A 24,749-nucleotide genomic window follows, 5' to 3' on the forward strand; every position below is an offset into this window, starting at 1 on the left:
ACCCCTGCGAACCTCGTCCCATGAGCAACGACACCGTCACCCTCGACACCGAACGCACCGACCTCCTCGCCGAGCTGGCGATCGCGCGGACGGCACTGACCGGCACCCTCACCGGCCTCAGCGACGAGCAGCTCGGGCTGCGCCCGACCGTCAGCGCGCTGTGCCTCGGCGGACTGGTCAAACACGTCGCGGCCATGGAGGCGAGCTGGCTGCGGTTCGCGGTCGACGGCCCGTCCGCGATGGACTACTCGCTGCCCGACGGCGTCACGTGGGAGGACTTCGCGGCCGGGACCGCGCGGGAGTACCCGCGGTGGGCGATCGAGCACCAGAACGACTTCCGGATGCTGCCCGGCGACACCATGGCCACGGTCCTCGCCCGCTACGAGCAGGTGGCCGCGCGCACCGAGGAGGTCGTCGCGACCCTGCCCGACCTGTCCGCGACGCACCCGCTGCCGTCCGCGCCCTGGCACACACCGGGGGAACGCCTTAGTGTCCGGCGGGTGTTGACCCACGTGATCGCCGAGACCTGCCAGCACGCGGGCCACGCGGACATCCTCCGCGAGGCCATCGACGGGCGGACGTCGAGCTGATGACCGTCCTCGGCACCCGGGCGCTGAACCGCGCGGCGCTCGCCAGGCAGCTGCTGCTCGACCGCGCCGACCTGCCGGTGCGGGACGCCGTCGCGCACCTGTGCGGCCTGCAGGCGCAGGAACCGCAGGAACCGTTCGCGGGCCTGTGGTCGCGGCTGCACGCGTTCGACCCGGCGTCGTTGTCGGACCTGCTGAGCGAGCGGGTCGTGGTGCGGACCCACCTCATGCGCCGCACCGTGCACCTGCTGACCGCCGACGACGTGCTGGCGTGGCGGTCCCGCCACGACCCGATGCTGCGCCAGAAGGTGCTGGGGACGTACCGCCGCGAGCTCGCCGGGGTGGACCTCGACGAGCTCGCGGCGGCGGGCCGCGCCGTGCTGGCCGACGGCGAACCCCGCTCGATGGGCGACCTGGCGAGGGCCGTCGCCGACCGCTGGCCGGCCGCGGACACGCGGGCGCTGGGGGAGATGCTGGTCGCCGCGCTGATCCCGATGGTGCAGCTGCCGCCCCGCGGCCTGTGGCGGGCGAAGGGCGGCGTGCGGAACCTGGCGGTGTCGGCGTGGCTGGGCCGCGACCCCGACCCGCCCGCGCCCGACGGCGCCGACCCGGTCGGCGAGGCGCTGGTGCGGCGCTACCTGGCCGCGTACGGCCCGGCGGCCGTGGCCGACATCCGCGCGTGGTCCGGCCTCGCGGGCCTGCCCAAGGCGGTGGCCGCGATCCGGGACGAACTCGTGTCCTTTCGCGACGAGCGCGGCCGTGAGCTGCTCGACCTGCCCGGCGCGCCCCGCCCCGACCCGGACACCCCCGCCCCGGTGCGGTTCCTGCCCGCGTTCGACAACGCGATCCTCGGCTACGACGACCGCACGCGGATCATCGACGACGAGCACCGCCTCCTGTCGGTCGCGGGCGCCCGCGTCGTGCTGGTCGACGGCCGCGTCGCGGCGACGTGGACGGTCGAGGACGGCGCGGTGGTGGTCGCCCCGCTGCGACCGTTCACCCGCGCCGAACGCGCGGAGGTGACGTCGGAGGGCACCGCGCTGGCGATGTTCCTGTCGGACAAGGAGAACGACGAGATCAGGTTTTCCTGACCGCTCCGCTGAACGCGTCGAGCGCCGGGCCGCGGGCGTTGTGCAGTTTCCCGCCCCCGGCTTGGAAGGTCACCACGCGGGCGTTCCGCAGGTCCTCGGTGGCGGACAGGCCCTTGCCGAGGTCGCGGTCGGTGAGGCAGACGCGGACGGTGCTGGCGATGTCGTCCAGGTCGACGCGGCCCTCGATGTGGACGGCCGCCCGCGCACGTGGAGCGGTCCCGGCCGCGGGGCGGAAAAACCGCCCCGCAGCCGGAAGGTGTCACGAACGCAGCACCCAGATCTCGCTGTCGTCCACCGCGACCAGGTCGGCGTCGCCGTCGCCGTCGACGTCCGCGGTCAGGGTGGCGCGGGTGCCGGAGAACGGGCTCGCGTACCAGACCTCCGGTGCCGCGAAGCCCGTGCCCGTCGACCGCATCACCTGGACGTCGGTGTCGTTGACGGCGATCAGGTCCGCGTCGCCGTCCGCGTCCACGTCGGCGGCCATGGTCTTCTTCGTGCCCGCGAACGCCGTCGTCGACCACTGCTGCACGGGTGTGACGAACCAGTTGGGGTTCGCGGGGATCACCCGGACGCCCGCGGTGTCGACGAGGACGTGGTCGGCGGCGCCGTCACCGGTCGTGTCGGCGGCCAGCGTCGCCTTCTCGCCGCGGATCGACGGGCCCCACGCGACCAGCGGCAGCGTCGCGGTGCCGTTCGACCGGGCCGCCAGGTTGGGGACGCCGCCGCCGAAGAGACCGACGACGTCCATGTCCCCGTCGGCGTCGAGGTCCGCGCCCAGGTTGCCGTAGTCGCCCGCGATCGTGTTGTCCAGCCAGCGGACGTAGTTCTGGAAGCCGCTCACGCCGTACTGGTTGACCGCCGACCGGCCGACCCAGATCCCCCTCGGCTGCACGCGGCGCACGAGCACCACGTCCGCGCGGCCGTCGCCGTCCATGTCGCCGACGAACCGCGCCGTCCCGGCGACCGACGGGTCGACCGTGTTCACGTTCCCCCAGTGCTCCTGCGGCAGGAACGACGAGCCGGTGGACCGCACGACCCGGTTGCCGAACTGGTGGTTGTTGAAGCTGACGAGGTCGTCGTACCCGTCGCCGTCGACGTCCCCCGCCTCGATCGAGACGTGTGCCTCGAAGAACCCGCTGAACCACAGCTCCGGGGTACCGGACGCCTGTGCGGGCGCGGTGAGCGTCATCGACAGCAGACCGGTCAGACCGGCTATCGCCAGTAGTCGCATCGTGTGCCTTCCCTGCGTGGACGGACGGGCCCCCCACCCCCGCACAGCCCGCCCCACATGGCGTCGCGGGAAACGGGAAAACGTAACAACGTGCGCGCGGAGTTGGTCCGTTCAGGGGGCGTAGGCCGTGGCGAACGCAGCCCACAGGATGGGGGACGCCGCCGGGTCGCCGTCGGTGTCCCAGCGGTCGGCTTGCGCGCGTTGCCACGCGCCGAGCCCCGTCACCGGGTCCGCCGACTCCTGCGCCTCGTCCACCGCGGCGACCGCCGCCGCGAAGGCCGGGGCAGGCAGGACGGCGTCGGTCGGCAGCGTCCACCGTGTCGACGTCACGTACTCCGCTCCACAGTGGACCATCGCGGCCACGAGACCGGACGGCTCGGCGAACCGCGCGTCGCCGCCGCTTTCGCATGCCACCAGTGCGACGCGGTTCGGCAGGCGCCACGGCCGCGGCGCGTCCGGGCGGTGGCCGAGTGCGATGTCCGCCGCCGTCAGCGGGCGGTGGGCGCCGACCGGCTCGGCGCGGCCGGACGTGCCCGTGCCGCAGGACAGGTGCAGCCGCGCGTCCAGGCCGTGCGCCGCCGTGGTCACGTGCCCGACGTACAGGAAGCGGCCCGCCGTCGCCAGCAGCGGTTCGAGCCGGTCGCGGTCGACGTCGTCGCGGCGGAAACCGCCTGGCACCAGGCGGTCACCGAGCCGTTCCGCCATCGCGGCGAGGGACGGCGGGACCGGGCCCAGCACCGAACCCAGCGCGGAGTCGTCGTCGAAGCCCGGCACGCGCGGGTCCAGCACACCGACGACCGTGCCGTCCGGCCGCCACGGCGACACCACCCGGCCGGGTGCGTTGCGCACGGTCGCGGGCGGCAGCAGCGACACGTCGACGACGTGCACCAGCCGTTCGCCCGCCGACAACCGCAGCGCCTCCCACGGCACCTGCGCGATCGACGGCGACGGCTGGATCCGCACGTGCGGCCGGATTCCCCGCGACAGCAACGAGTTCAGCTCCATCGCGAAGTGCGGCGGGAACACGTGCCGGGCGATGTTCTCCGCGAGCTCCTGCTCCCTCGGCCGGTCGAACAGCGGGCCGGCGAGCGCGCGGGCGACCGCGGCGGGCACGGTCTCGCCGGGCAGCGGCGACGGCAGCGCGGCCGCCAGGTCCGCCAGCGGCAGCGTGCCGTGCTCGAGGGCACCCACCCGGGGGTCACCCGGCGCGTGCTCCCACCGCCACGACGCGAACAGGTGGTCGGCGTCGACGAACTTGAGCTGCACCGTCGGCCGGGCGGACCCGTCGAGTCCACTGAGGACATCCGTCACCAGGCACGCACCACTTCCGCCGACCGGAGCGGCACGTGGTACTCCTGCTCGACCTGGGTGACGAGCGCGTCGAGCACCGTGTCCTCGCCGGGGAGCAGCCGCAGGCGCGGCGGCAGCGCGAGCCGCGAGTCCAGGTCCGGCGCGGGATACCGCTGCAGGTCCAGCTCGTCCCGCCCGCCCGCCGCGAGCGAGGTGCCCGCCGAGAAGTACTCCACGAGCAGGAACACCACGTCGCCGAGACCGAGCGCGGCGGCGACGCGCAACGCGAGCGACCGCGCGGGCGCCGCGACGAACCGGGCCCACCGCTCGCGGATCGGGCCGGGGGAGTAGCGGTGCCGGAAACCGTCGGCCGCGAGCGCCGCCATCACCGCCAGCGGGAGCGCGCGCTGCTGCAGTTCCACGCGCGTCTCCTGGCCGGTCAGCTCCGCCGCGTCGACGACGAGCTGCGCGCGGTTGTAGTCCACGCGCGCGACCTCGTGCCAGATCCGCGAGGCGACCGCCAGTTCGCGGCCGCGCAGGAACGCCTCCTCCGTCTGGTTCAAGTCACCGGTCATGACGTACGTGATCTGCGCGTGGACCAGGTGACACTCGATCAACGACCGGACCGCGCCCGCCGCCGGCAACGTGTCGAGCGCCGCCGTCACGTGCGCCACCGCGTCGGTGAAGCGCTGCTGCCGCATCGCGATCGCCGCCCGGCTCATCCGGCACTCGGCGACCTCGACCACCTGCTCCGCCCGCTCGTACTCCGCCTGTGCGCGCGCGAGCCGTTCCTCCGCCTCGTCGAGGCGGCCCGCCCTGGCGGCGAGCCTGCCCAGCTGCCGTTCGTCGTCGGCGCGGTCGAACGCCGTGCCCGCCAGGTCGTGCAGGTCCCTGGCCACGGTCAGGTGCTCGGCGGCGCTGCCGTCGTCGCCGGTGCGGGCGGCGATCGCCCCGAGGGTCGCGTAGGCCTCCGCGGCGAGCCGGGGTTCGGACGCCATCGCGATGTCCAGCGACAGCCTGGCCGCGGTCTCCGCCTCGGCGTACCGCCCCAGCGCCACCAGCGCACCCGCGCGCGTGTGGTGCACCAGGAACGGCAGCAGGCCCGCGTTGGCGTCCGCCGCGACACCGGCCGCGGCCACCTCGTCCAGCACGCGCAGCGCCTCCTCGGGCCTGCCGAACGACTGCAGCGCCTGCGCCTGGTTGACCAGCACACCGGACCGGATGTCGGCGACGCCGAACCGGTCTTCCGTCCGCCGCTCCACGTCCGCGCAGGCGGCGAGGCTCTCCTCGTGGTACCGCAACGCGGTGGTGAGGTCGCCGCGCGCGCTCGCCATCTGCGCGAGGTTGGCCAGCACGCGGGCCCGCAGGTCGAGTGCCTCCTCGTCCGCGTCGTCGGCCATCGTCGCCTGGAGGACCTCGCCGAGGATCGCCTCCGCCCCGGCGATGTCCCCCGCGTAGAACACGCGGCCCGCGTCGTTCATGCGCAACCCGACGGGACGCCACCGGGGGCCGTACCGCGTCCTGCCGCGCAGGCCGAGCAGATCGGGGTCGTCGACGTCCTCGGTCACCGCGCCGCCGCCCGTTCGGTGAGGGTGGCGTCCGGTGCGGTGAGCCGGGCGCTGGCCATGGCGACGAGCGCCGCGCGGCGGGCGGGTGCGTCCGGGTCGTCGGCCGGTTCGGCGGCGAACCCGGGCGCGAACACGGTCAGGGTCCGCCGCGCGGCGGGCAGGAGGAGCACCGACGGTGGCACGGTGACCTGGCCGGTGCCGTTCTCGAGCGGCACGTCGACCTGGCCGAACCGGGCGGCGAGCGGCACGGGGCGGAGCGCGGGCACATTCACCGCCAGCACCAGCCCGCCGTCGCGCCGCACGACCGACCAGGTGGCGTCGGCGGCCGCGTCCACGGCGCCCTGCGGCACCAGCGCCCAGTCGACCGGGCTCGACCCGCGCAGCACGACGACCTCGGACCCGGCGCTGCCACCGGCGGCCAGCGCGAACCCCGTCTGTTCGCGCCGCACCGGCACGGGATCGGGCAACGTGATCCCGTGGTCCTCGGCGAGGTCCGCGAGCCGCGCGGCCAGTGCCGTGGCGGCGTCGCCCAGCACGGGGTCGGCCGCGAGCGCGGCCAGCGGGTGGACCGCCGTCGCGGCGTCGGCGACCGCGCGTTCGACCGCGTCCTCGTCGTCGAGCAGGTGGTCGACGGCCGCGGTCGCGACGGCCAGCTCGGCGGCCAGCAGCGCCGGGTCCAGCGGCGGCACCCCGGCGACCACCGACGTCGGCCACCACGCCTTCGCCCAGGTCAGGTAGGCCAGCTCGCGCGCGGTGGCGGGCACGTCCCACAGCCAGTCGGCGGCGCGCGCCTCGTCGTGGACCTCGGTGACCGGCGGCGCGTCCGTGAGCACGTCCCAGTGCAGCGTCGCGCCGCGCGCCTCGAGCAACGCGGTCCGTTCCGGGTGGGGGAGCGGGGTGGTCATCGCACCGCCCGTTCGAGCGCGGACCGCAGCCGGTCCCGCTGGTCCATGATCACCGACCGCAGCACGCCGTCGAGCAGCGACCACAACTCGACGGCCGTGAGGGGTTCCCGCCGCAGCTCCCGGCCGTGCAGCCGCACCCACAGCCTGCGCAGGTACGCGCCGCGCACGCCGTGCACGTCGGCCAGCAGGTCCCCGGGCACGGCCGACGGCATCCGCAGCACCCGGCGCACGTACGCCTCCCGCAGCCACCGCGACCGCAGCAGCCCGCCCGCGCCGGTCGTCTCGTCGGCGGCCAGCCCGGCACTGGCCTCCCTGCCGAGCACCATCACGACCCGGCTCGCCTCGTCCGCGAGCTGCCACGGCTCGGCCGTGCGGTGGATCTCCGTGCGCACCAGCGTGTCCGGGTCGTCGCCCGCCACCTGCCGGAACGCGGCGAACAGGCGCTCGAACACCGACCGGTCCAGCGGCTTGGGCAGCTGCCGCTTCGACGCGTTGTCCCCGAGCTCCGGCGGCGCGATCCGCGTCCGGTCGGTCAGGCCGTGGTTCCTGGCGACACCGGGCCGGGCCAGCTCGCCCGCGCCGCCGGTGCCCGCCGCGCGGGCGACGAGCGACGCGAACAGCTCCGGGTCCGGGTCGGTGGCGCAGGTGGCGAGGAAGCCGGTGACCCCGGCGTCGGCGGGCACGTGCCCGGGTTCGCGCCGCGCGGCCCACGCGGTCCGCAGCAGCCGGGTCAGCTCGGCGCGGTTGGCGGGCTCGGTGACGAACCGGCGCAGGTCCGCGACCGTCGGCCCGGTCCCGTGGGCTTCCGCGACCGCGCCGGCCGCCACCCCCGGCGCGTCCGGTGTGGACCCCGGGTGGCCGTGCCGGTGCGCCAGTTCGTAGCAGAGCTGGAAGTACAGGTCCTGCGGGTGGCCGTCGGTGATGCCCGCCTTCCTGCGTGCCTTCTTCAGCAGCTGGAACCAGGCGGCGGTCGCGGCCAGCGCGGGCCCGGCGGCGGTGATCGCGGCCCGCAGCTCGTCGGCGTGCTCCGCGGCGAGCGCGCCGCTCGCGAGGTGCGGGTTCAGCACGGGCCGCAGGACCAGCGGGTCGAGCAGCAGCTTCACCGTGCGGGCGAGGGGGTGGCCGGACGCGTTGGACAGCGGCGCGACGGCGTCCCCGAGCTCGGTCCACGCCTGCGCGATCACCATGCCACGCGGCAGCGTGACACCGGGGTCTGCGCTGCTGACGGTCACGTCCCGAGCATAGAACCTGTGATCGGTTCGCCTGTGCGCCCGTGACGATCACCCCATGCATACCGGAACACGCATCGTTCTCTGGCTGGTGATCGCGGGCTGCCTCATCACCGTCTTCCTCGGCGACGCCTACGGTCCGTTGCCCGAAGGGGTGAGCATCGTGGCGACGGTGCTGCTGATCGTCGCCACGCTGATGCTGCCCACCGGTTCGTGGTTGAGGAAGAGGAAGAAGTTCCTCGGCGCGCCCATCGGCATCGGCACGGTGGTGTCGGCGCGCCGCACCGGGCTGACCGTGAACGACCAGCCGCAGCTGGAGATCCTGTTCGACGTCGACACCGCGGACGGGCAGACGTTCCGCGGCGTGGCGCGCGAGCTCGTGGACGTCACCGACCTGGCCATGGTCGAACCGGGCGCCACGCTGGCCGTGCGGTACCGGCCGGGCAGCCGCGACGACCGGGTGGTGGTGGCGACGGACGCGTCGCAGGCGGAGATCCAGCGGGCGTTCAACATGGTGCAGCTCGCGAAGGGGCACCTGGACGCCGAGGGCCTGCGCATCGCGGAACACGGCATCGACGCCAAGGCGGTGGTCCTTGAGATGCGCCCGACCGGCGAGATCCGCGGCGACCGGTCCGTGCTCGACCTGGTCATGCGGGTGACCCGCCCGGACGGCACGGGTTTCGAGGTCGCCACCCGGAAACCCGTGCCGCCCGCACTCGTGCCACGAGTCCAGCCCGGCTCGATCGTCATGGTGAAGTACCTGCCCGGCGACGAGAAGGCGGTCGCGCTCGCACTCCCGGTGCAGCCCTGAGATGGCGTTCCCACTCGACTACGGGCAACTGCGCTCCGAGCGCGTGGCGGTCCCCGCCCCGCCGCGGATCGCACGCGCGTGCCGGCGCCGGGTGTGGCGGCGGCTGGTGGTGGGCGGCCTGCTGTGCCTGGCCGGAGGTGTCACGGCCGGGTTCGCCACGCCGTTCGAGCCGCACTGGCTGGACGACGGCGAGCCTGCTCGCTACGTGCTGTCGACGGTCGCGCTGCTGCTGTGCGTGATGCAGGGGCTGATCGCGATGGAGGGCAACGGCAGGGACATGGCCAGGGTCTTCGGGTACGGGCAGCGCGGCTGGGGCGCGGCGGCCGTCTGGCTGATCGGTCCACAAGGGACCATCGCGACCTGCGTGGCCGCGTTGTCCGGCGGGCTGGGCATCGGGCTCGTCGGCGCGGTCGGCATCCGGCTGGCGCTGGGGGAACCCGCCACGGCCGTGGTCGCTGTGCTGGCAGCGGACGCGGGGGTGTTCGCGTGGGCGTTCGCACGGGCGCGGCGGGCGTGGGCGCGGCAGCGCACGGAACACGCGGAGCGGCAACGGATCCTTGCTGACGGCGTGCACGTCGTCGCCCGCGTGGGCTCGGTCCGCCCACAGGAGCAGTGGATCGACGCGATGGCGGTGTTCCTGGTGGACCTGGACTTCGACTACCGGGGCGAGCCGGTGGTGCGGCAGCTCTACCTGCACGACTTCCCGGTGTGGGCGCCGGAGGAAGGCAACGAGTTCGACCTGTGGATCGACCCGGCCGACCCGGCACGCGTGCTGGTCGAGCGCAGGTACGTCGACCAGAGGTTCGCCGGGCCGCCGGAGCGCTTCCGCCGCCCGGAGACGGCCGACAACCCACCGGGCGCGCTCGCGCCGGCGTGGGCGGCGTGGACGAACGGCCGGGTGCCGGGCAAGCGGACCGCCGCGTGGCCCACCCTCGGCGCACTGGTCGCGTCGGCCGCGGCCGGGATCGTGCCCGCCGAGGTCGACGTGCCGTGGTGGACGGTCGCGGCACTCACGGCGCACGCCACGTCGAGCGTGGTCAACGCGGTGGTCGCGTGGCGCTTCGTCGTGCTCGGCCGCCGGTTCGTCCGGGCGGGACACACGTTCCAGCTGACACGTGCCCGGTCGTACGCGGGTGTCGCGGTGGCGTTCCTCGGCACGCTGCTCGCGCCGGGGATGGTGCTGCACCCGCTGATGGGGACCGCGCCGTGGACCCCAGGCCAGGCAACGGCCGCGGCGACGGTGTTGTTCGGGCTGCTGCTGCTCCCGTGGCCGACGGCCGCCGAAGGGCTCGTCCGCGAGATCAACGGGCCCGCTCCCGTCGAGCTGGTGCGGGAAGCCCTGACCGCCCACGACGACCGGCGCATCGACGAGCTGGAGCAGGACCACGGGTTCACGGTGAGCGTTTTCCTGGTGCCGGAGTGAGCCTCAGACCGGGTACGTCCACTCCCACCCGCGCTGCCCGTCCTCTTCGGCGCCCATCAACTGGAGCGCGATGGTCCCGGACGCCTCCGGCACCTCGAGGTCCATGACACCCAGGTACTTCTGGTTGGGGCCGTAGGTGTCCGGCAACTGGTCCGCGGACGGGTCGGCGCAGAAGCCGATGCCGGTCTCGCGGGTGACCCCGTCCTTGCCGATCTCCACGAACGAGAAGGGGTTGATGATCCCACCGACGCGGTCGACCACCTCGGCGTCGTCACCGGTCGCGATGCGCAGGTGCAGCAGCAGCGTGTGCCCGTTGTCGGGGCGCGACCCGAACTCGGAGCACTGGGGGTCGACCTCGATCTTGTCGATCGCGAACGAGACGCCGCCCTCGCAGTCCTTGCCCGCGCCGCCGAAGCACGCTGCTTCGCCAAGCTTCTTGACGATGAGGCCGCGTTCGTTCGTCTCCTGCCCGGCGGCCGCCGCTTCGGCGGTCTCGCCACCGGAGGCCGCGGGCAGCTCGGGTGCCTTCTCGCCGGTGCCAGTGCCGGTTCCGGTCGCGCTGGCGGCCGGCGTCGTCGTCGGGCTGGCCGGCAGCGCCATGCGCTTCACGAGGTTGTTCACGTTCCCCTGTCCTGCCCTGTGGTGGGTGATTCTCTCCACGCATCGTTGTTTCGCGGCAGGTGGTTACAGGTGGTCGCCCGGGGGCCAGAGTCGGATGGGTCTTTCCTGGGCTTTGTGGTTGACCTTGCGTGGGGTTTCGCCGTCCGGGGTTTGGCTGTCCTGGGTGGTGTCCTCGCCGGACGGGCGTCCTCGCCGGAGGGCGTCCTGCCGGACGGGCCTCCTCGCCGGAGGGGCTGGTCTCCGGGATGGCGGGGGTCTTGCACGGGGTTGGGTTGGCAGGGACTGGTGTCCGTGGTGGTGCCTGCCATCCCGTCGACCTCCCGGAGGGCTATCACACCGCGTCAAGGGGGCCCGGCGGCTTTGGGCATGTGGGCGCGTCGTGCTTCGGGCCCCCTTGACACGGTGTGATCGGGCTTCGCCAGGTCGACGGGATGGCAGGCACCCCTCAGTGGGTGTTGGGGCTTCGCCCGCTTCGCGGGGTTCGGGGCGCTGCGCGCCCGGAATGCTGGGGCGGCTCCCGCCAGGAGTGACTCGGCTTTGACGGAATCCTGGGGATGCGTCCACATGGCGCGGCCTCCGGCCCCCGGTATCCAGCGTAGACCGGGCCACCGACAAGAACGGCCCGCCACCTGCCGGTTGTCCACAGGCGGGGGGCTTGCCGTGCGGCCACCCGCGCCGCACGGCAAGGGCGCACCTCAGTGCACGCCCGCGCCCGATGTCACGCTCGACTTCACGCTCGATGCGGTCTCGGCGCTGTAGGAGTACGGGATCGACGCGACGCTGCCGCCCGTCTGGCCCGCGCCGGAGTTGACCTTGTAGTTGTCCCGCGCCACGAGGGAGCCCGGGTCGGAGCTGCCCTCGCCGAGGTGGTACGGGTCCTCGACGTTCTCGAAGTAGTTCCGCTCCACCAGCACGCCCGCGTTCTCGGTCGACGCGACGCCGTAGCTGCCGATGTTGCTGTAGTAGTTGTTGAACACGTGCACCGGGTTGCCGAACCGCACGCGCGGGTTGCGCTGGTTCACGCCGTCGAACCAGTTGTGGTGGTACGTCACGCGCAGCTTCCCGGTGTCCTCGCTCGCGTTGCTGTCGCTGTGCCCGAGCAGTGCGTTCTTGTCCTGGTTGCTGAACCGGTTCCACGACACGGTGATGTTGTCCGACGCGCGCTTGATGTCGAGGTTGCCGTCGTACGCGTGCGACAGGTTGTTGTGGTCGATGAACACGCGGGTCGAGTACTCGACGTTGATGTTGTCGTCGCCGGAGCCGGTGATCGTCAGGTTCTGGACGATCACGTTGCTGACCCTGCTGATGTTGAGCCCGCCGCCGGTGAGCCGCGCGTTCGTGCCCAGGCCGACGATCGTCTTGTTCGACGCGACCTTGTTCATGCCGGACAACGAGATCGTGCCGCTCACCTGCACGACCGTCGGCGAGCTGCTCTGCACCGCCGACAGGAACGCGCTGGTCGACGACACGGTCACGGTCGCACCGCCCGCGCCGCCGGTCGTGCCGGCGCCGAAGCCGACCGGTCCGGGGTAGGCGCGCACGTCGGCGCCCGCGGCGACACCGGTCGTCGCGACCGTGATCGCGCCGGCCACCAGCATGCCCGCGGCGGCGATGCTCGCGATGGTTCTGCGCATGGTTCTCCTCCTCGTTGAGTTGCCTGCCGATCGAGAAATCACAGGAACGGGCGCGGACTGCGCCGCCCGAGAACTGGGAGCGCTCCCAATAGGGGTGTACCCAGTGTTAGCATCACCGTGGAGGGGTGTCAACCAGGAATGCGCTTGCCTGGCGGGTAAACGGATCTTGCGGTGGGGTTTCGCCCCGATCTTGGGAGTGGTCACATCGTCACAGGCTGTTGACGAATGCGGTCCGACGGTTCTAGCCTGCTTGAGGAAAACGCTTTCCCGTTGAAGGGTGGCAACGATGCCGCACCCCGTCGAACCGCCGCGCGCCGGTAATCCCTGTGGTAGAAGAACTTTTCTCACGTTGGCGGGTGCGGCGGGCGCCGTGGTCGCCGGGGTGTCCCCGGCCCGGGCGGCCACCTGGGAGACCGTCCTGTCCGGCTCGTTCGCGAACCGGCAGGCACTCGAGGCCAACTGGTACTACCGCTATCCGTGGGGCTCCGACCACAACGGCAGCGCCCGCATGTACGCCGGTTCGAGCGACCTCAACCACGTCTACCTCGAGACCTCGGGCGTCCTGACGATCAAGGCCACCCGCATCACGTGGGACGAGGGCACCAGCTCCGCCGATCCGTACCTGCCGATCCGGTACCACTCCGGCGCGCTGCACGCGCGTCAGCAGGTGCTGGTGACCGACCAGTTCCCGAACTGGGAGGTGAAGGGCGAGTTCCAGGCGCCCGCGACCAGGGGTGCCTGGCCCGCGTTCTGGCTCACCGGGGCGAACAGCTGGCCGCCGGAGAGCGACATCCTGGAGTTCAAGGGGGACAACAGGAACTGGTTCAACACCTACCGCAACGCGAGCGGCGGGTGGTCCAGCACGGTCGTGGGCGTGGCCGACCCGGGCGCGTGGCACGGCTACCGCGCGTGGATCACCAAGGCCGGCGCGACCGACGTGGACATCCACTACTACCTCGACGGCAACTGGGTCGGACAGCACCGCGGCGCGAACTTCGTCGGCAAGCCGATGTGGCTGATCCTGAACCTGCAGATGGAAGGCTCGTCCGGCAGCCCGGGCCCGGCCGGTGACACGTACTACCGCGCCCGGAACGTCTACATGGGACGCACGCGGACCTGACGCCGGTCAGCGCGGGCCGCCACCGTCCAGGTCCGGGGAGCAGAACGCGCCGCCCAGGTATCCCAGGAACCGCTCGTCCGCCTGGGGCACCTCGCCCGCGTGGACCTCCGCGTCGTCCTGGGACCGGTAACCGATGGCCTCCGCCTCCTCGAGGCTCCACCAGCGGCGCTTGTTGTCCGACACGCCCCACACGACCTTGAACCCCGGCGACGGCACGGACAACGCGGCCTCCACCAGCGTCGCCGCGTCGCGTGGGGACAGCCACGTCTCCAGCATGCGCGTGTCCAACGGCTTCTCGAAACAGCCGCCGATCCGCAGGCACACCACGTCCAGCCCATACCGGTCGTGGTACAGGCTGCCGAGCGCCTCACCGGCCACTTTGGACACGCCGTAGTACGTGTCCGGCCGGGGGAACAGGTAGTCCGGCGCCTGCCGCCCGTCACGCGGGTGGAAGCCGACCGTGTGGTTGGTGCTCGCGAACACCACGCGGGGCACGCCTGCCAGGCGTGCCGCCTCGAAGACCTTGTAGGTGCCGTCGATGTTGACCGGCAGGATCCGTTCCCACGGGTGCTCGGTGGACAGGCCGCCGAGGTGGAGGATCGCGTCCACGTCCGCACACGCCTCGACCATGGCGTCCAGGTCCGTGATCGACGCCCGCACCAGTTCCGCGCCGTCGCCGGTGTCCGGTAGTTCCGCCACGTCCAGCAGGCGCAGGACTCGCCCGGGGGCCGCCAGGCGCGGGCGCAGCAGCGTGCCGACGCCGCCCGCGGCCCCGGTGATCAGAAGACGCACGATTGTTCCTCCCTCGGCAGGTGCTCGTGCCTCACAGTCTCGTCCCACCGGCCCGACGGCCGTCAGCCAGCCAGGTCAGCGCCTCCTTGCCGGACACCACCGTGCTCGTCAGGGTGCCGACCTCCCCGACGGTGATCGCGACCCGGTCACCGGCGGCGAGGGTGAACGGCAGGTCCGGCACCAGCGCGGTGCCGGTCGACAGGACCGCCCCGTCGGGGAACACGTCCGCGCGGAACAGGTACCCGACCAGCTCGTCGAACCGGCGGCGCAGCAGCGACGTGCTGGTCTCGCCGGACCACACCACCTCGCCGTCGCGGTGGATGACGAGCCCGATGGTGAGGGCGTACGGGTCGGCGACCTCCCAGGCCGGCCGGATGCCGGGGCCGACGGCGCAGCCACCCAGGTAGATCTTGGCCTGCGGGAGGTAGAGCGGGTTGACGCCCTCGATGCTGCGGGAACTCATGTCGTTGACCACGGTGTACCCGACGACCTCGGCGCCCGCGTTGACGACGAGGCCGAGCTCCGGCTCCGGCACGTCGATCTCCGAGTCGGTGCGCACCGACACCGGCTCGCCGTCACCGGTCACCCGCCAGGCCGCGGACTTGAAGAACAACTCCGGCCGCTCCGCGTCGTACACCAGGTCGTACACGTCGGCGGCGCGCTCGCTCTCGGTGATCCTGGCCTCCCGCGAGCGCTGGTAGGTGACACCGGCGGCCCAGACCTCCATCCGCTGGTCCACCGGCGGCAAGAACCGCACGTCGGCCGCGGCGTGGGCGGTACCGGTCGTGGTCAGCGCCGCCCGCAGGTCCGCGAGCGGGAGGCGCAGCAGCTCGCCCACGCTCCCGGCGCCCAGCTCGGTGACCGTGTCCGCGATGCGGACCCCGACGGCCGGGCGATCGGCGCCCGGGGAAAGGAAACGAACGATGAGCACGGCTGACCTCGCTCCCGGTGGGGAATGTCGTACACCGGAAACGTAGGCGCGGCAACGACGATCGCACAAGCGTGTCCACTGTGGCCGCGATGGCCGGCTGGGCGCGGGAGAGGAGGCCGGTGCGGGTGGGCACCGCGACCCGTGTGCAGGGGCGGTCCGCCCTTGACATCACGGCGCGGGAGAGTCATTGTCAACGGTACGTAACCTTGGGAGCGCTCCCAGTCAGCGACGACTGAATGGAGTTCCATGCGTATCCGTGCCCTTTCCGCCGCCCTGCTCGTGGCCGCGGGCGTCGCCGTGGCGCCGGCCGCGCCCGCCCAGGCGGACGTCACCATCTGTGACCAGTACGGCTCCACCACGATCCAGGGGCGCTACGTCGTCCAGAACAACCGGTGGGGATCCTCGGCGACGCAGTGCATCTACGTCACCAGCACCGGTTTCTGGATCACCACCCAGCAGGGGTCCGCGCCGACCAACGGCGCGCCGCTGTCCTACCCGTCGGTGTTCCTCGGCTGCCACTACGGCAACTGCTCACCGGGCTCGACCCTGCCGATGCAGGTCAGCAGGATCCGCAGCGCGACCTCGTCGATCAACTACCGGTACGTGAGCGGCACCTACAACGCCTCGTACGACATCTGGCTCGACCCGACGCCGAAGACCAACGGCGTGAACCAGATGGAGATCATGATCTGGTTCAACCGCCAGGGGTCGATCCAGCCGATCGGCGGCGTCGTCGGCACCACCACGATCGGCGGGCGCAGCTGGCAGGTGTGGCGCGGCAGCAACGGCGCCAACAACGTCATCTCGTACGTGGCGCCGTCGCCGATCACGTCGTGGTCGTTCAACGTCATGGACTTCATCAACGACGTGCGGGCCCGCGGCGCGATCACCACGTCCTGGTACCTGACGAGCATCCAGGCCGGCTTCGAGCCGTGGAACGGCGGCGTCGGCCTCGCGGTGGAGAACTTCTCGGCGTCGGTCAGCGGCTGACGCGTCCGGCGACCCCGGTGCCGAGGACGGCACCGGGGTCGCCGGGTGCGGTCAGAACGGGAACTGGCGGCGGCCGCGGTGCACGGAAATCCACTTCAGCGTGGTGAACTCGGCCAGGCTGCAGTCGCCGTTCATGCGGCCGAGACCGGATTCCTTCTCCCCGCCGAACGGCACGATCGGCTCGTCGTGAATCGTCGTGTCGTTGACGTGGATCATCCCGGTGTGGACCCGTTTCGCCATTTCCACGCCCTTGTCGAGGTCGCGGGTGTGAATGGCGCCCGAAAGCCCGAACCTCGTGTCGTTGGCGATCGCCACGGCCTCGTCGTCGGTGTCGAACGGGATCAGGCACGCGACCGGGCCGAACATCTCCTCCTGCATCACGGACATGTCCGGCGTGACGTCGGTCAGCACCGTCGGGTGGAACAGGGTGCCGTTGACCTCGCCGCGGAGCAGCGGGCGGGCGCCCTCGGCGATGCCCTGCTCGACCTGCTCGGCGAGCCGGTCGGCCTGGCGCTGGTTGATGAGCGGGCCGATGACGGTCTCCGGGTCGCGCGGGTCGCCGACCGGCAGCGACGCCGCCTTCGCGACGTAGCGCTCCGCGAACTCGTCGAACACGTCCCGGTGCACGAGCACCCGGTTGGCCGACATGCAGACCTGGCCCTGGTGGGTGAACCGGCTGAACACGGCCGCGTCCACGGCCAGGTCGAGGTCCGCGTCCGCGAGGACGATCAGTGCGCTGTTGCCCCCGAGCTCCAGCAGCGGCTTCTTGAAGTTGCGGACCGCGACCTCGGCCACGTGCCTGCCCACCGCGGCTGAGCCGGTGAACGAGATGACGCGGGGCACGGGGTGTTCGACGAACGCGTCGCCGATCGCGGGGATCTCGGTGATCACCACGTTCAGCAGGCCGGACGGGAGCCCGGCGGCCTCGAAGATCTCGGCGAACAGGGTGCCGCCGATGATCGGGGTGTCCTCGTGCGGCTTCAGCACGACGCCGTTGCCCGCCGCGAGTGCCGGGGCGACCGACTTCATGCCGAGGAAGAACGGGAAGTTGAACGGGCTGATCACCCCGACCACGCCGACCGGTTCCCGGTAGACCCGGTTCTCCTTGTCGTCGATGGGCGACGGCAGGATCTGGCCCGCCATGCGCAGCGGGTAGGTGGCGGCCTCCTTGAGCATGTCGATCACGAGGCCGATCTCGAAGTGTGCCTTCAGTCGGGTTCCCCCGAGCTCGTCGACGATCGTCTCGACGATCTCCGCGGTGTGGTCCTCGACGTACCGGACCGCCCGCTCGAACACAGTCCGCTTGGCGTAGGGGTTCACCCTGTCCCACTCGGACTTGGCGCGCTCCGCGGCCCGGTATGCCTCGTCGACGTCCGCGACGCTCGCGCAGTTGAACTCCGCGATCGTCGACCCGTCGAACGGGTTGCGGTCCACCAGAACCTTGTCCATCGAACCGGTGCGCCATTCCCCGGCGATGAATTGCTTGCTCGGCATGCGCTTCATGCTCCCGTCACGTTTTCCCCAGACCTACAAACGGTGTGGGTTCGTAACCTATTGGTGGCGGGATTGAGTCACGCAAGGGGGTTACCCGGTAACTGACGGTAGATCACGGCAATTGCCCCGCGCATTACCAGAAATTGCCACTCACCGCACGGGATTCGGATCGAAACCCTTCTCGTGCAACCAGCGGTCCGCGGCCTTGGCCGCGCGCTTGAGCGCGGAGCGCTCCCCGAGGTAGTCACCGGCGAGGCCGACGACCGGCAGCATGCCGAGCGCACGGTGGTAGAACCGCCCGTGCGGGCGCTTCTCCAGCTCGTCCTGGACGGCGAGGAGCAGCCTTCCCTGGCGCCACAACCACTTGGCGGCCGACTTCAACCCCACCTGGCGGTCGTCGGGTGGCGCGGGCGGCGTCTCCGGGTCTGGTGTGGCGGCGCCCGCCGCCGGGTCGAGGTCGCGCTCGAACAGGACCGCCGCCAGCAGCCGCACCCTGGTCTCGCGGTCGTCGACGCCGTGCTCACCCGCGATGGCGCACAACAGTAGCCCCTGCCCGGCCGCGCCGAGCACGTCCTGCAGCGGCAGCCGGTCGCCGAGCGCACCGGCGAGCCCGGTGACCGACGCGGCGAGCGCGGTGAGCTTGCCGACCCGGTTGACCCACCAGTGCGCGCGTTCCTCCACGTTCATCCGCGCCCACGACGCCGAACCCGGCCACCGCACCTCCTTGAGGCGGTGGCGGACCTTGCGCAGCAGGTTCTGGTCGACCTCGGTGTCGTCGGGCGCCACGTCCGCGTCGATGTCGCGCAGCCGGGGCAGCACGGGCTCGCAGCTCCGCACGAACGTCCGCAGCACGGACGCGACACGCTCGTCGGTGATGGGATCGGCCACCCGTGTGGTGTACCCCGATGCCGGCCGGTGACACCACTGACCACACCGGTTGACGCCGGCACTCGATCGGGTGGCTTCGGTTCCGCCGCACGCCGATCACCTGGCAGCGTCGGGACATGAGAAGAATCGCCGCCCTGCTGGCGGGTCTGCTGACGCTGACGTTCGTACTGGCACCGCCCGCGCAGGCGGCGCCCGTGTCGCTCACCGAGTGCTCGGCCGAGCTGTACGCGGGGGACGCCCGGCTCGGTCCGCTGGAACTGCCGAAGCTCGGCGCCGTGGGGGTCCAGTTGATCGGGTACAGCCGCACCGGTCACCGGCCGGTGGACGTGTTCCTGGACCGCTACTACGACGCGGACGCGGGCAGCTGGCGCTACCCGCCCGACGACGGGTACGCCGCCGGCCCGGACGGCGAACCCGTGAAGTGGGTGCAGTCGCTGTCCACCGGCTGGCTCATCGACCGGTACGGCAGCGAGTACGGCGCCTTCCTGGCACCCGCGGGCCTGCCGTACACGACGCGCTCGATCCCGCCGTCGAACCTGGTCGGCACCCCCGCCGCGGGCTGCAACTACCACCGCTACCGGGTGCTGCGCCCGTTCGCCGTGCAGGCGGGCCCGATCGCGCCGTGGTTCTTCCAGACCGGCGGCGGGCTGCAGTACCAGCTGTCGGGTGCGCTGGTGCCCGGCGCGCCGGACCGGCTGTCGGTGATGTGGCTGGTGGACAACGGCTACCTGGGCCGCGTCGTGTCCCCGTCGACGTAGACCCAGCGGCCGTCGGTCCTGGTGAAGCGGCTCAGCTCGTGCAGGACACCGGTGTGCGTGGAGTGCCGGTAGTGCGCGCGGAACTCGACCGTGCCCTCGGTGTGCAGCAACCCGCCGCCCGTGGTCGCGAGGATCTCCAGCCGCAGCCACTCCCGGGCCGGGTCGAGGGTGAGGGTGCGCGGGCGCGTGTCCGGGTGCCAGCTGTCCAGGAGGTACCCGGCGTCGCCGGTCGCGAAAGCGCTGTAGCGGGACCGCATCAGCGCCTCCGCGGTCGGGGCGTTCGCGGCGCCCGCGTGCAAGCGACCGCAGCACTCGGCGTAGGTGAGCGGTGTCCCGCACGGACACCGGTATGTCGCGTTTGGCACCCGCCTATTCTGCTGCCTCACACCATCGGGTGATGCACACCGGGTCATGCCACGGCGGCCGGGATGCCCAGGTGCCGGCGGATCTCCCGCACGGCGGTGCGCCCGGCCCGGTTCGCGCCGACCGTGCTCGCGGACGGGCCGTACCCGACGAGGTGCAGCCGCGGCTCGGCGACGACCCGCGTGCCGTCCATGACGATGCCGCCGCCTGGCCCGCGCAGCCCGAGCGGCGCGAGGTGCTCGAGGGCGGCGCGCCAGCCGGTGCACCAGAGGATCACGTCGACGTCCAGCGTCGTGCCGTCGGCCCACGCGACCCCGCGCGGCACCAGCCGGTCGAACATGGGACGCCGCCGCAGCAACCCTTTCCGCCGCGCGGCCACGACCTCGGGCGTGAGCGACAGTTCGGTGGCGGCGACCACGCTCTCCGGCGGCAGCCCGGCCCGGACCCGCTCGTCGACCCGGGCGATGATCGCGCGGCCGTACTCGTGGGTGAACGGTTCGGTCCGGAACTCCGGCGGCCTGCGGGTCACCCAGAACGTGTCGGCGACCTCGGCCAGCTCCAGCTGGATCTGCACCGCGGACGTGCCGCCGCCGACGACCAGCACCCGCTTGCCCGCGAACGCGTCCGGGCCGGGGTAGTCGGCGGTGTGGAGCTGCGTGCCGTCGAAGCGGCCGGGGTAGTGCGGCCAGAACGGGTGCGTCCAGGTGCCGGTCGCGTTGATCACCGCACGCGCGGCCCAGTCACCCGCACCGGTCTCGACCCCGAGGCGTTCCCCGAGGTCCCGCACGGCGGTGACGGTGACGGGCCGCTGGACGTCGAGGTCGAACTCGCGCTCGTAGGCGGCGAAGTAGGCGGGCACGGCGGTGGCAGCGCGGTCGGCGGGGTCCGGTGCGGCGAAACGCATGCCGGGCAGGTCGAAGATCCCGTGCACGGTCGCCATCCGCAACGACGGCCACCGGTGCCGCCACGCCCCACCGGGCGCGGCGTTCTGGTCCAGCACGACGAAGTCCATCCCCGCGCGGCGCAGGAAGTACGCGCTCGACAGCCCAGCCTGCCCGGCCCCGATCACGACGACGTCCGTTTCCCGCATGCCACGTACAACATCGGCCGCGGTCAGCGCATTTCACCGAGGTCCGGGATCACATGCCTTGCGTGGGGTTCGCGGTCCTGGGTTGTCCCCGTCCTGGGTGGTCTCCGTCCTGGGTTGTCCCCGTCCTGGGTGGTGTCCTCGCCGGACGGGCGTCCTCGCCGGAGGGCGTCCTGCCGGACGGGCCTCCTCGCCGGAGGGGCTGGTCTCCGGGATGGCGGCGGGTCTTGCACGGGGCTGGTTTGGCAAGGACTGGTGTCCGTGGTGGTGCCTGCCATCCCGTCGACCTCCCACGGGGCTATCACACCGCGTCAAGGGGGCCCGGGGGTTTGGGTATGTGGTTGGTTCGTGCTTCGGGCCCCCTTGACCCGGTGTGATCGGGCTTCGCCAGGTCGACGGGATGGCAGGCACCTCTCAGTGGGTGTTGGGGGCTTCGCCTCGCTTCGCGGGGTTTGGACGCTGCGCGCCCGGCTTCGCGGGGCCAGGCGCGCAGCGCCCGGCATGCCGTGGTCGGTGCACACCGCTCGCGCGCGCGATGGCAACCCCCACCCGATCCCGGGGGCCACCCGCCATGCCAGTCTACCGGTGACCACCGACAATTCCAGGGCGCTGCGCGGAACTGTGGACAACCGGGCCACCTGTGGACAACTCAGCGTTCCGTGCCCAGGACCGGTTTCACGTCCACGATCGGGGTGCCGTCCAACGCTTCCAGGTCACTGACCAGCACGCGCACCCCGTCGACGCGCACGATGGTCACCCGGTGCAATCCGATCGGGTTGGGCCGGTCCGGCGATCGGGTGGCGAACACCCCGGTCGGCGGGCGGGAAAGGTCACCGCGCGGGTGTACGACCAGCACGTCCCGGTCCGCCCGGTCGAGCCACGTCAGCACCAGCACGTCCGCGCCGGGCTCGAGGTCCCGTGCGGCGTCCGCGAATTCCGGCGAGAACTCCAGCCACGCGTCCGGCGCGCCTTCGTCGCCCTGTTTCGGTGCGGTGGCGCGGTCGCTCAGCGTGGACCGTACATATCCGACAGCTCTTATCTCCACACAACACATTCTGGTCGAGTAGGGTGCGCAATCGCGGGCGGCACAACGGAAACGGCGGAATGACCCCATGGTCGCACTGACCATCACGATCGGTGCCGCGGTACTGGTCGTGCTCGTGGTCGCGGGCGTCCGCGCCCTGCGCCGCGCCTCCCGCAAGATCGACGAGATCCTCCGCGAGGAGCTGGAGCCGCCTGACGAGGGCTGATGCGTCACGGAGCGTGCTGCGGCAGAGTGTGCACCATGGCAACTCAGGCACAGATCGGTGTCACCGGGCTCGCGGTCATGGGCCGCAACCTGGCCCGCAACCTCGCGCGGAACGGGTTCTCCGTCGCGCTGCACAACCGCACGCCCGCACGTACCCGGTCGCTCGTCGAGGAGCACGGTGACGAGGGCGTTTTCGTGCCGACCGAGTCGGTCGCCGACTTCGTGGCCGCACTGGAGCGGCCGCGGCGCATCGTGATCATGGTCAAGGCGGGCGCACCGACCGACGCGGTGATCGAGGAGCTGATCCCGCTCCTCGACGAGGGCGACATCGTCATCGACTGCGGCAACGCGCACTTCGCCGACACGCGCCGCCGCGAGGCCCAGCTGCGCGAGCACGGCCTGCACTTCGTCGGCGCCGGTGTCTCGGGTGGCGAGGAGGGCGCGCTGCTCGGCCCGAGCATCATGCCGGGCGGCTCGAAGGAGTCCTACGCGACGCTCGGCCCGATGTTCGAGAAGATCGCCGCGCAGGTCGACGGCACCCCGTGCTGCGTGCACGTCGGTCCGGACGGCGCGGGCCACTTCGTCAAGATGGTGCACAACGGCATCGAGTACGCCGACATGCAGCTCATCGCGGAGGCGTACCACCTGCTGCGCGACGGCCTCGGCGCGTCGCCCAAGGAGCTGGCGGAGATCTTCGCCGAGTGGAACTCCGGCGACCTCGAGTCGTTCCTGATCGAGATCACCGCCGAGGTGCTCGCGCACGTCGACGCCGCGACCGGCAACCCGTTCGTGGACGTCATCGTCGACCAGGCCGAGCAGAAGGGCACCGGCCGCTGGACCGTGCAGACCGCGCTCGACCTGGGTGTCCCGGTCACCGGCATCGCCGAGGCCACGTTCGCGCGTGCCCTGTCCGCGCACCCCGAGCAGCGCGCGGCCGCGCGGGCGGCGCTGCCCGGCCCGGGTTCGGTGCCGCGGGTCGACCGCGAGACGTTCGTCGACGACGTCCGCAAGGCGCTGTACGCGTCGAAGGTCGTCGCGTACGCGCAGGGCTACGACCAGATGGCCGCGGCGAGCGAGGAGTACGGCTGGGACATCGACCTCGGCGCCATGGCGACGATCTGGCGCGGCGGCTGCATCATCCGCGCCCGGTTCCTCGACCGCATCAAGGACGCCTACGACGGGCAGCGGCCGGAGTCGCTGCTGGTCGCGCCGTACTTCCGGGACGCGGTCGCGGAGGGCCAGGAGTCGTGGCGGCGGGTCGTCGTGCACGCGGCGCAGGCCGGGATCCCGACGCCGGGCTTCTCGTCGGCGCTCGCGTACTACGACGCGCTGCGTGCCGAGCGGCTGCCCGCGGCGCTGATCCAGGGCCAGCGCGACTTCTTCGGCGCGCACACGTACCGGCGCGTCGACAAGGAGGGCACGTTCCACACCCTGTGGTCCGACGACAGGCGCGAAGTCGAGGCGTGATCCAGACCCTCGCCGTCGAGAACTACCGCTCACTGCGGCAGCTCGTCCTGCCCCTGTCACCGCTGACCGTGGTGACAGGGGCGAACGGCGCGGGGAAGTCCAGCCTGTACAAGGCGTTGCGGCTGCTCGCGGACGCGGCCCGCAACGGCGCGGTCGCCGCGCTCGCGCGTGAGGGCGGCCTGGCGTCGACGTTGTGGGCCGGCCCGGAAGGCAAGGTGCGCAAGGGCCGTCCGGTGCAGGGCACCGTGCGCACCAAGCCGGTGGCGCTGCGGCTGGGGTTCGGCGGCGACGAGTACGGCTACGCGCTGGACCTCGGCATGCCGGTGCCCGCCAACACCATGTTCGGGCTGGACCCCGAGTTCAAGCGCGAGGCGTTGTGGACGGGCCGGGTGCTGCGCCCGTCCGCGCTGCTGGCGGACCGCGCGCGCAACGTGGTGCGGGCCAGGGACGCGACCGGTGCGTGGGGCGCGCCGGGCAAGATCGGCCTCACCGACTCGATGCTCAGCGAGCTGGCCGAGCCGGAGGTCCTGCTGCTGCGCGAACGGATGCGGTCCTGGCGGTTCTACGACCACTTCCGCACCGACCGCGACGCGCCCGCCCGGCAGTCCCGCATCGGCACGCGCACCCCGGTGCTGGGCCACGACGGCGCCGACCTGCCCGCCGCGCTGCGCACGATCATGGAGCAGGGCGCGTGGTCGGAGCTCGACGACGCGGTCGCCGACGCGTTCCCCGGCTCACGGGTGGACGTCGTGGACCACGACGGCCGGTTCGGGTTGCGGTTCCACCAGCACGGGTTGCTGCGCCCGCTCGACGCCGCCGAGCTGTCCGACGGGACGCTGCGCTACCTGCTGTGGGTGGCGGCGCTGCTCACCCAGCGGCCGCCGGAGTTGCTGGTGCTGAACGAGCCGGAGACGAGCCTGCACCCGGACCTGCTGCCGTCACTGGCGAAGCTGATCACCGGTGCGGCGGCGCGGGGGCAGGTGGTCGTGGTGACGCACTCGGCGCGACTCGTCGACGCCATGCCGAAGGCGACCGTGCTGACGCTCGTCAAGACCGACAGCACCACCACCCTCGACGGCCAGGGTTTGCTCGACCAGCCTTCCTGGCACTGGCCGGAGCGCTAGCCCGCGCGCGTGACGGAGCACCGGGACGGGACCCATGCGGACGGCATGCCCGGGGCGACCACCGACTTCCCCTTCCACGCCGCCGCCCACGACAAG

Annotated in this window: 24 protein-coding genes; 10 read left to right on the forward strand and 14 right to left on the reverse strand. The window is 72.3% G+C overall.

Annotated features, from left to right (window positions below; genetic code table 11):
* The first annotated feature begins 20 nt into the window (after nucleotides 1–20).
* Nucleotides 21–590, forward strand: a complete 570-nt coding sequence (locus ACYQ77_RS08815) for a DinB family protein (protein ID WP_459709258.1) — start codon at nucleotides 21–23, stop codon at nucleotides 588–590.
* Entirely contained in the window at nucleotides 590–1,678 is a 1,089-nt protein-coding gene (locus tag ACYQ77_RS08820; protein WP_459709260.1) for a winged helix DNA-binding domain-containing protein, read from the forward strand. The genes ACYQ77_RS08815 and ACYQ77_RS08820 overlap by 1 nt, the downstream gene beginning before the upstream one ends.
* A gap of 259 nt (nucleotides 1,679–1,937) precedes the next feature.
* On the opposite strand, the gene ACYQ77_RS08825 is transcribed toward ACYQ77_RS08820, so the two are convergent.
* From ACYQ77_RS08825 to ACYQ77_RS08845, 5 genes are all read right to left on the reverse strand, one after another.
* Entirely contained in the window at nucleotides 1,938–2,909 is a 972-nt protein-coding gene (locus ACYQ77_RS08825) for an FG-GAP repeat domain-containing protein (protein WP_459709262.1), read from the reverse strand.
* A gap of 111 nt (nucleotides 2,910–3,020) precedes the next feature.
* Nucleotides 3,021–4,220, reverse strand: coding sequence for a CHAT domain-containing protein (locus tag ACYQ77_RS08830; protein WP_459709264.1), 1,200 nt, complete (start codon nucleotides 4,218–4,220; stop codon nucleotides 3,021–3,023).
* The gene (locus tag ACYQ77_RS08835) at nucleotides 4,217–5,767 is read right to left on the reverse strand and encodes a hypothetical protein (RefSeq protein WP_459709266.1); all 1,551 of its coding nucleotides are present in this window, start codon (nucleotides 5,765–5,767) and stop codon (nucleotides 4,217–4,219) included. Before ACYQ77_RS08835 ends, ACYQ77_RS08830 begins: the two co-directional genes overlap by 4 nt.
* Nucleotides 5,764–6,672 (reverse strand): hypothetical protein, encoded by a 909-nt coding sequence (locus ACYQ77_RS08840; RefSeq protein WP_459709268.1) that lies wholly within the window; start codon nucleotides 6,670–6,672, stop codon nucleotides 5,764–5,766. The genes ACYQ77_RS08835 and ACYQ77_RS08840 overlap by 4 nt, the downstream gene beginning before the upstream one ends.
* Nucleotides 6,669–7,904 carry a hypothetical protein gene (locus ACYQ77_RS08845; RefSeq protein ID WP_459709270.1) on the reverse strand — a complete coding sequence of 412 codons (1,236 nt, stop codon included), beginning with the start codon at nucleotides 7,902–7,904 and terminating at the stop codon, nucleotides 6,669–6,671. Before ACYQ77_RS08845 ends, ACYQ77_RS08840 begins: the two co-directional genes overlap by 4 nt.
* Before the next feature lie 55 nt (nucleotides 7,905–7,959).
* On the opposite strand from ACYQ77_RS08845, the gene ACYQ77_RS08850 reads away from it, so the two are divergent.
* On the forward strand, nucleotides 7,960–8,712 hold the full coding sequence (locus tag ACYQ77_RS08850; protein WP_459709272.1) for a hypothetical protein: 753 nt from the start codon (nucleotides 7,960–7,962) through the stop codon (nucleotides 8,710–8,712).
* Nucleotide 8,713: 1 nt separating this feature from the next.
* Nucleotides 8,714–10,135 (forward strand): hypothetical protein, encoded by a 1,422-nt coding sequence (locus tag ACYQ77_RS08855; protein WP_459709274.1) that lies wholly within the window; start codon nucleotides 8,714–8,716, stop codon nucleotides 10,133–10,135.
* A 3-nt stretch (nucleotides 10,136–10,138) separates the two neighbouring features.
* Here ACYQ77_RS08855 and ACYQ77_RS08860 read toward each other — a convergent pair whose 3' ends face one another.
* Entirely contained in the window at nucleotides 10,139–10,756 is a 618-nt protein-coding gene (locus tag ACYQ77_RS08860; RefSeq protein ID WP_459709276.1) for a hypothetical protein, read from the reverse strand.
* A 695-nt stretch (nucleotides 10,757–11,451) separates the two neighbouring features.
* Nucleotides 11,452–12,390: a pectate lyase family protein gene (locus ACYQ77_RS08865; RefSeq protein WP_459709278.1), complete on the reverse strand. Its 939-nt coding sequence runs from the start codon at nucleotides 12,388–12,390 to the stop codon at nucleotides 11,452–11,454.
* Between the two features lie 349 nt (nucleotides 12,391–12,739).
* Between ACYQ77_RS08865 and ACYQ77_RS08870 the strand changes: the two genes are divergently transcribed.
* Entirely contained in the window at nucleotides 12,740–13,510 is a 771-nt protein-coding gene (locus ACYQ77_RS08870) for a glycoside hydrolase family 16 protein (RefSeq protein WP_459709280.1), read from the forward strand.
* Between the two features lie 6 nt (nucleotides 13,511–13,516).
* Here the strand turns inward: ACYQ77_RS08870 and ACYQ77_RS08875 are convergent, their stop codons facing one another.
* Both ACYQ77_RS08875 and ACYQ77_RS08880 read right to left on the reverse strand, forming a co-directional pair.
* Entirely contained in the window at nucleotides 13,517–14,305 is a 789-nt protein-coding gene (locus ACYQ77_RS08875) for an NAD-dependent epimerase/dehydratase family protein (protein ID WP_459709763.1), read from the reverse strand.
* 28 nt (nucleotides 14,306–14,333) lie between these two features.
* Entirely contained in the window at nucleotides 14,334–15,233 is a 900-nt protein-coding gene (locus ACYQ77_RS08880) for a fumarylacetoacetate hydrolase family protein (RefSeq protein ID WP_459709282.1), read from the reverse strand.
* Between the two features lie 246 nt (nucleotides 15,234–15,479).
* Here ACYQ77_RS08880 and ACYQ77_RS08885 point away from each other — a divergent pair, with 246 nt between their 5' ends.
* Nucleotides 15,480–16,223, forward strand: coding sequence for a GH12 family glycosyl hydrolase domain-containing protein (locus ACYQ77_RS08885; RefSeq protein WP_459709283.1), 744 nt, complete (start codon nucleotides 15,480–15,482; stop codon nucleotides 16,221–16,223).
* A 51-nt stretch (nucleotides 16,224–16,274) separates the two neighbouring features.
* On the opposite strand, the gene ACYQ77_RS08890 is transcribed toward ACYQ77_RS08885, so the two are convergent.
* Nucleotides 16,275–17,717 (reverse strand): aldehyde dehydrogenase family protein, encoded by a 1,443-nt coding sequence (locus ACYQ77_RS08890; protein WP_459709285.1) that lies wholly within the window; start codon nucleotides 17,715–17,717, stop codon nucleotides 16,275–16,277.
* A 150-nt stretch (nucleotides 17,718–17,867) separates the two neighbouring features.
* Nucleotides 17,868–18,605 (reverse strand): hypothetical protein, encoded by a 738-nt coding sequence (locus tag ACYQ77_RS08895; protein ID WP_459709287.1) that lies wholly within the window; start codon nucleotides 18,603–18,605, stop codon nucleotides 17,868–17,870.
* 116 nt (nucleotides 18,606–18,721) lie between these two features.
* Between ACYQ77_RS08895 and ACYQ77_RS08900 the strand changes: the two genes are divergently transcribed.
* Nucleotides 18,722–19,363: a TNT domain-containing protein gene (locus ACYQ77_RS08900; RefSeq protein ID WP_459709289.1), complete on the forward strand. Its 642-nt coding sequence runs from the start codon at nucleotides 18,722–18,724 to the stop codon at nucleotides 19,361–19,363.
* Here ACYQ77_RS08900 and ACYQ77_RS08905 read toward each other — a convergent pair.
* From ACYQ77_RS08905 to tsaA, 3 genes are all read right to left on the reverse strand, one after another.
* Entirely contained in the window at nucleotides 19,330–19,728 is a 399-nt protein-coding gene (locus ACYQ77_RS08905; protein WP_459709291.1) for a YchJ family protein, read from the reverse strand. The two genes, ACYQ77_RS08900 and ACYQ77_RS08905, sit on opposite strands and share 34 nt — an antisense overlap.
* A gap of 44 nt (nucleotides 19,729–19,772) precedes the next feature.
* Nucleotides 19,773–20,816, reverse strand: a complete 1,044-nt coding sequence (locus ACYQ77_RS08910; RefSeq protein ID WP_459709293.1) for a flavin-containing monooxygenase — start codon at nucleotides 20,814–20,816, stop codon at nucleotides 19,773–19,775.
* 646 nt (nucleotides 20,817–21,462) lie between these two features.
* On the reverse strand, nucleotides 21,463–21,867 hold the full coding sequence (gene tsaA, locus ACYQ77_RS08915; RefSeq protein WP_459709765.1) for a tRNA (N6-threonylcarbamoyladenosine(37)-N6)-methyltransferase TrmO: 405 nt from the start codon (nucleotides 21,865–21,867) through the stop codon (nucleotides 21,463–21,465).
* Nucleotides 21,868–21,925: 58 nt separating this feature from the next.
* On the opposite strand from tsaA, the gene ACYQ77_RS08920 reads away from it, so the two are divergent.
* The 3 genes from ACYQ77_RS08920 to ACYQ77_RS08930 are packed head-to-tail and all read left to right on the forward strand — an operon-like array spanning nucleotide 21,926 to nucleotide 24,653.
* Nucleotides 21,926–22,063 carry a hypothetical protein gene (locus tag ACYQ77_RS08920; RefSeq protein ID WP_459709295.1) on the forward strand — a complete coding sequence of 46 codons (138 nt, stop codon included), beginning with the start codon at nucleotides 21,926–21,928 and terminating at the stop codon, nucleotides 22,061–22,063.
* Between the two features lie 35 nt (nucleotides 22,064–22,098).
* Nucleotides 22,099–23,529 (forward strand): NADP-dependent phosphogluconate dehydrogenase, encoded by a 1,431-nt coding sequence (gene gndA / locus ACYQ77_RS08925; RefSeq protein WP_459709297.1) that lies wholly within the window; start codon nucleotides 22,099–22,101, stop codon nucleotides 23,527–23,529.
* Nucleotides 23,526–24,653 carry an AAA family ATPase gene (locus ACYQ77_RS08930; RefSeq protein ID WP_459709299.1) on the forward strand — a complete coding sequence of 376 codons (1,128 nt, stop codon included), beginning with the start codon at nucleotides 23,526–23,528 and terminating at the stop codon, nucleotides 24,651–24,653. The genes gndA and ACYQ77_RS08930 overlap by 4 nt, the downstream gene beginning before the upstream one ends.
* Nucleotides 24,654–24,749 lie beyond the last annotated feature (96 nt).

It is taken from the genome of Actinophytocola sp. KF-1, from assembly GCF_054661535.1.

Excerpts from the sequence above, each read along its gene's own strand:
- ACYQ77_RS08820 (WP_459709260.1), top strand. The coding sequence starts at position 590 with ATGACCGTCCTCGGCACCCGGGCGCTGAACCGCGCGGCGCTCGCCAGG.
- ACYQ77_RS08865 (WP_459709278.1), bottom strand. The coding sequence starts at position 12,390 with ATGCGCAGAACCATCGCGAGCATCGCCGCCGCGGGCATGCTGGTGGCC.
- ACYQ77_RS08840 (WP_459709268.1), bottom strand. The coding sequence starts at position 6,672 with ATGACCACCCCGCTCCCCCACCCGGAACGGACCGCGTTGCTCGAGGCG.
- ACYQ77_RS08890 (WP_459709285.1), bottom strand. The coding sequence starts at position 17,717 with ATGCCGAGCAAGCAATTCATCGCCGGGGAATGGCGCACCGGTTCGATG.
- ACYQ77_RS08855 (WP_459709274.1), top strand. The coding sequence starts at position 8,714 with ATGGCGTTCCCACTCGACTACGGGCAACTGCGCTCCGAGCGCGTGGCG.
- ACYQ77_RS08885 (WP_459709283.1), top strand. The coding sequence starts at position 15,480 with ATGCGTATCCGTGCCCTTTCCGCCGCCCTGCTCGTGGCCGCGGGCGTC.
- ACYQ77_RS08815 (WP_459709258.1), top strand. The coding sequence starts at position 21 with ATGAGCAACGACACCGTCACCCTCGACACCGAACGCACCGACCTCCTC.
- ACYQ77_RS08910 (WP_459709293.1), bottom strand. The coding sequence starts at position 20,816 with ATGCGGGAAACGGACGTCGTCGTGATCGGGGCCGGGCAGGCTGGGCTG.
- gndA (WP_459709297.1), top strand. The coding sequence starts at position 22,099 with ATGGCAACTCAGGCACAGATCGGTGTCACCGGGCTCGCGGTCATGGGC.
- tsaA (WP_459709765.1), bottom strand. The coding sequence starts at position 21,867 with ATGTGTTGTGTGGAGATAAGAGCTGTCGGATATGTACGGTCCACGCTG.
- ACYQ77_RS08850 (WP_459709272.1), top strand. The coding sequence starts at position 7,960 with ATGCATACCGGAACACGCATCGTTCTCTGGCTGGTGATCGCGGGCTGC.
- ACYQ77_RS08825 (WP_459709262.1), bottom strand. The coding sequence starts at position 2,909 with ATGCGACTACTGGCGATAGCCGGTCTGACCGGTCTGCTGTCGATGACG.
- ACYQ77_RS08920 (WP_459709295.1), top strand. The coding sequence starts at position 21,926 with ATGGTCGCACTGACCATCACGATCGGTGCCGCGGTACTGGTCGTGCTC.
- ACYQ77_RS08900 (WP_459709289.1), top strand. The coding sequence starts at position 18,722 with ATGAGAAGAATCGCCGCCCTGCTGGCGGGTCTGCTGACGCTGACGTTC.